Annotated in this window: 3 protein-coding genes and 1 pseudogene; 2 read left to right on the top strand and 2 right to left on the bottom strand. The window is 42.1% G+C overall.

Annotated features, from left to right (window positions below; genetic code table 11):
* A pseudogene (locus HCR01_RS37015) lies at nt 1-263 on the top strand (hypothetical protein); the annotation flags it as partial.
* A gap of 165 nt (nt 264-428) precedes the next feature.
* On the opposite strand, the gene HCR01_RS37010 reads toward HCR01_RS37015, so the two are convergent.
* The gene (locus tag HCR01_RS37010; RefSeq protein WP_193200865.1) at nt 429-2,513 is read right to left on the bottom strand and encodes a beta strand repeat-containing protein; all 2,085 of its coding nucleotides are present in this window, start codon (nt 2,511-2,513) and stop codon (nt 429-431) included.
* A 258-nt stretch (nt 2,514-2,771) separates the two neighbouring features.
* Nucleotides 2,772-3,053: a hypothetical protein gene (locus tag HCR01_RS37005; RefSeq protein ID WP_193200864.1), complete on the bottom strand. Its 282-nt coding sequence runs from the start codon at nt 3,051-3,053 to the stop codon at nt 2,772-2,774.
* 646 nt (nt 3,054-3,699) lie between these two features.
* Here HCR01_RS37005 and HCR01_RS37000 point away from each other — a divergent pair.
* Entirely contained in the window at nt 3,700-3,939 is a 240-nt protein-coding gene (locus HCR01_RS37000) for a hypothetical protein (protein WP_193200863.1), read from the top strand.
* Nucleotides 3,940-4,623: the final 684 nt, after the last annotated feature.

The raw sequence follows: 4,623 nt of genomic DNA, 5'->3' as shown, positions 1-4,623 counted from the left end.
GTAGAGAAGGCATCACCATTAGATCCAAGGCTAGACTATTGCGAATGGAGAAACTGAAGATGGCTTCTCTGGTTGGGGAAAATCCTGGTTTTGACTTTTTGCATCAGTGCTGGAATGATGATCCGGCTTTGCGGATTGTGATCAAGAAATTGCTGGCAAAGTTTCCGCAGTGGGAGATTGCTTGCGTGGATGGGGAGTTGGTTAATACAAACGGGAGCAACGCGATGCAAGTGAGGTGGCAAAGCTGGGGGGGCTGCTCTTAGGCTGGGGGAGCTGGGGAAGAGAAAGAAATTAAGTGGATTTAGTATAGTTTTGGTAGTAAAACTTACTAAAACTTTCTCTTTTCTCCCCCAGCTCCCCCAGCTCCTCCCGCTCCCTCTGCTCATTTCACGACGATCTCACTTTTTCGCGTTGCTCCCAATACAAACTTATGCCCCGCTAGTCAAAGTGTTGTAAGAGAAAGAGCTATCTGCAAAGATAAACTTCTCAAAGTTAGTTGTGGACAAAGTGATTAAGTCTCCGTTGTTGTTGAAGGTGATGTTAGCAGGCTCAAGGGTATTGCCAAGAATAACGCCAGATACAGTCAGTTCAGAACGGTTGAAAGCACTAAGGTCAAGAGCGTCAAAACCTACTCCGCCATCAACAATTGCAGAACCGAACCCCTGAAAGTAGTCATTTCCACCAGACAGACTAATTTCCAGTCCACCACCGATAGTGACTTTTTGTTGAACTTCATTGATGGTAGCGGTGGCGAGAATTTTGTCATTGCCATTGCCAGTCAAGATCGTTCCTCCTCCGTAAATACCATAAGCGATACCATCAGTTGTTGTAGCGTGTCCAACAAGAGTATTATCACCTTGACCTATGTCAATAAACCCGTCGTTGAAGATGCCTATGGTGGTGGTGTCTAATCCTGAGCTACCAATTGTTGTTGTAGCCTGTCCAGTAATATTACCCGAATTTATGTCAATAAAGCCACTCTCATCGTTTAAGATACCTGTGGTGCGAGTGTTTGTCCCTGAACTACTAATTGTTGTTGTAGCCTTTCCAGTAATATTACCCGAATTTATGTCAATAAAGTCGCGGTTTAAGATGCCTATGGTGCGAGTGTTTGTCCCTGAGCTACTAATTGTTGTTGTAGCCTGTCCAGTAATATTACCCGAATTTATGTTAATACTCACGGCGTTCCCGATACCTATGGCGCTAGTGTTTGCTCCTGAACTACTAATTGTTGTTGTAGCCTGTCCAGTAATATTACCCTCACCGATAAAAATCTGCCCGGAGTTTGTAATGCCTATGGCACTGGTGTTTGCTGCCGAACTCTCACCATAACCGTTAAGTATGAGGATGCTGCCTGCTATCTGGCTTGGCTGAAGGTTACTAATGCCGATTCCATTACCGCCAGCGCTACCATTGCCCCCGATACCAATGCCAGTAATAGCGTTATCTCCCGAACCTGTAACAATAAGACCGCCAGTAGTGCCTTGACCAGTGTCGTCTCCGTTAGCGATGCCGATTCCATCACCACTAGTGCTACTGTTGCCTCCGATACCGATGCCAGTAATAGCGTTATCTCCAGAGCCAGTATTAAGGTCGATGTTACGGATGCCGGTTCCATTACCGCCGGTGCTACCGTTGCTTGCGATCGCGATACCAATAATAGTGTCATCTCCCTCGTCGGTATTCAAATTGCTAATGCTGTAAATACCGATTCCATTACCGTCAGTGCTATCGTTGCTGGCGATCGCGATGCCGATAATAGTGTCATCTCCAGAACCTGTATTCAGTTCGGTGTCGCCAAGGTTGAGAATGCCAGTACTATTACCAATACCGATAATAGTATCATCTCCCTCATCGGTATTCAGATTAGCAATATTGCTGATGCCAGTACTATTACCAATACCGATAATAGTATCATCTCCTGAACCTGTACTAAATGCCAGAATGGGGATTCCCAAGTTTACAACGCCAGTTTCATCATTACTGATGCCGATAATAGTGTCATCTCCTTCCCCGGTAGCCAACTCGCCAACGTTAAAAATGCCGATTCCATCGTCGATACCGATGATAGTGTCATCTCCCGAATCGCTATCCACTTTCCTCAAGTTTAGTACTCCACCGATACCGATGATAGTGTCATCTCCCTCTTTGGTATTCAGTTCACCATCGTTATTGATGCCATATCCATTACTAACGCCGATGATAGTATCATCTCCCGAACCTGTATCCAGTTTGCTGAAGTTTAAGATGCCTTCTCCATTACCAATGCCGATAATAGTGTCATCTTCCGAACCACTATCTAGTTCACCATCATTTCGGATGCCGTTTCCACTACCGAAGACAACACCGCTGATGCCGATACCCGTAATGGTGTCATTTCCTGAGCCTGTACGAATGAAACCTCCAGTTAAAATATCAATACCAATTGCCGACTCTGCATTTAACTCTTCCCCGATTAAAATGTCACTACTGGGAGTGCCGATGAAATTGGGTGGAACGGTAAGTCTAGGCATGAGCAAAATCCTCTCAATTGATGTTAATGATTCTTTTTTGGTCACTTAAGCCGAACGTAGTCCAACGAATTAATCAGATTACAGGGCATCAAAACTTGCGAGCGCATCCAATAAATTTGTGTGCGTTTAACTAGCACTCAATACATCAAAATTGTCAGGTGAGGCAAGAATAGAATTTAACTTGGTATTGAACCAAGAATGCCTGTCAATTCGGCTCTCTTAAGCCTTGTACTGTCCCAGTAAGAGCATAATAGTTAACTAAACTTCAATTTCCACAGAAATTTTATAACTAACTTCAAATACACAGATGGTGTTGTTAGCGCGAACAGTTAACAAGTCTGCACCTGTGCCATCAATCCTAATGTTATCTGTGATTTGTAAACTACTACCAGCTAAGGTGATGGTATCAGCAATGTTGTCGGCAAACACCCCATTAAAATTAATGATGTCAAATCCTGTTAAGGCATTGGCATTAGTAATTGCCTGCCGTAAAGAACTAATGCCGCTGTCATTAGTGTTGGTAACTGTAAATACAGACATCAATAATATTACTCCTATTTTTTTTATAGTGTATTCAGGTTTTGCTAACGGTTTGTACTATTAGCAGTTCTATGTAATAGACATTGTTTGTGTTAATCACTCACTATCTGAGAGCGGTTTTGTCAAATATTACTAATCGCTATCCAGTTGGAAATAACGCTAGGTTAGGCATATAAAAAATCAGCCAGAATATTTTTATCAGGTACGTGTCTCTTTAGGGATTAGAGTTCGCTGCCAACCAACTTAGTAAGCTTTTTAGCCTTTTCAACTAGATAGTAATTTCTGTTACACTATGCTGCTAGGCAACTAGTTGCTTAGTAGAGAACTATACAAGCTGCTAGCTTGATTTAATCAAGTTAACTGCTTATATAGTTATTTCCAAAGACATAAAAATTTGGTTTTTTTAGAGAATTTCGTATAATTTTTTACAGACAAGTATTCTTTTCGTTTCTAGTCAGAGGAAACCACAAAAAATACCAACCGTGTTCTGATCGCGACCCGTTATGCGGCTCTAGATGTTGACGGCTGGTATCTTTATAAGCGGGCAAGTGCCTTACGTGCGTTCGCTCGTTTACTCTGCATTGCTATTTAAAAGCTATTGCCCCCATAGGGCACAACGTCAGATGTATATTAACTGATAACGAAAATGAAACAAAGCTTTGATGGGACAAGTGATGATTTTTATAGAAACTTGCAAGACTTTGTAGCTGCTGACATTATAGAAGTAGCAGCGCTATTTTTAGAAGCAGAGTTAGGTAATCCTTCCACCCCGCCAGATCAAATGATAGTTTGGCGCAACCAAAATTTTCAGATTACAAAAGTAGTTCACCTGACCCAAAGCGATGTCGATGCAAGAGTTGAGATGAAGTGGCACAAAAGCCATTGAGTGCTAATGATTGTGTTCCCGATTAAGGATTAGGTAGGTATTGCCCAATACGGTTCAGTTAAGGAAATTTATTCGTTTAGGCAGGCTGTTCTTGAGCAGGGGATGCAGGGGAAGCAGGGGGAGAGAAAAAGGCTTATCTGAACCGTATTGAGGTATTGCCCCATAAAGTTAGGGGGCAATTGTCATCAAGAAGGGTAAGGGGGAAAGAGGATTTTTTTCATTTCTTTAACCTTTAACCTTTTCCCAGGATTGTTTCTCAGTTCATGTTGCGGAACTTCGCAGTCCTCAAAGACGCTTGTTTCGCTGATCGCAAGAATGATTATTTGAAAATGCTCTCTTAAACAACCACCCAATAAATACCTTGATTGCGAACCATGCAGTATTTACCTTTGATAGTTGCGGTTCCAGCCTAGGGATTATTTTTGAGGTGTTGAATATCTTTGATAACTCGATAAACTATCTTTTGAGAGCCATTGTTTTGTATTTTGATGGGTCGTTTAATGGTTGGCGGTTTATGTATTGGCATGGCTCAAAATAGTTTAAGCTGTTCAGAGCAATATTTAGTGGTTGTAGGGTTACAAGTCATTCCTACAACTTCCGAACAGCGAATTATTAATTTATCCCGATTGAGCACCAAGTTTGATTTCTGTTTTTGCCCTGGGATTGGTAAATGACCAAACACAT

The sequence above is a fragment of the Nostoc sp. MG11 genome, assembly GCF_014904695.1.
Taxonomy (GTDB): Bacteria; Cyanobacteriota; Cyanobacteriia; order Cyanobacteriales; family Nostocaceae; genus Komarekiella.
The sequence above is the reverse complement of the archived record's forward strand: the minus strand, read 5'-3'. Positions and strand labels throughout refer to the sequence as shown.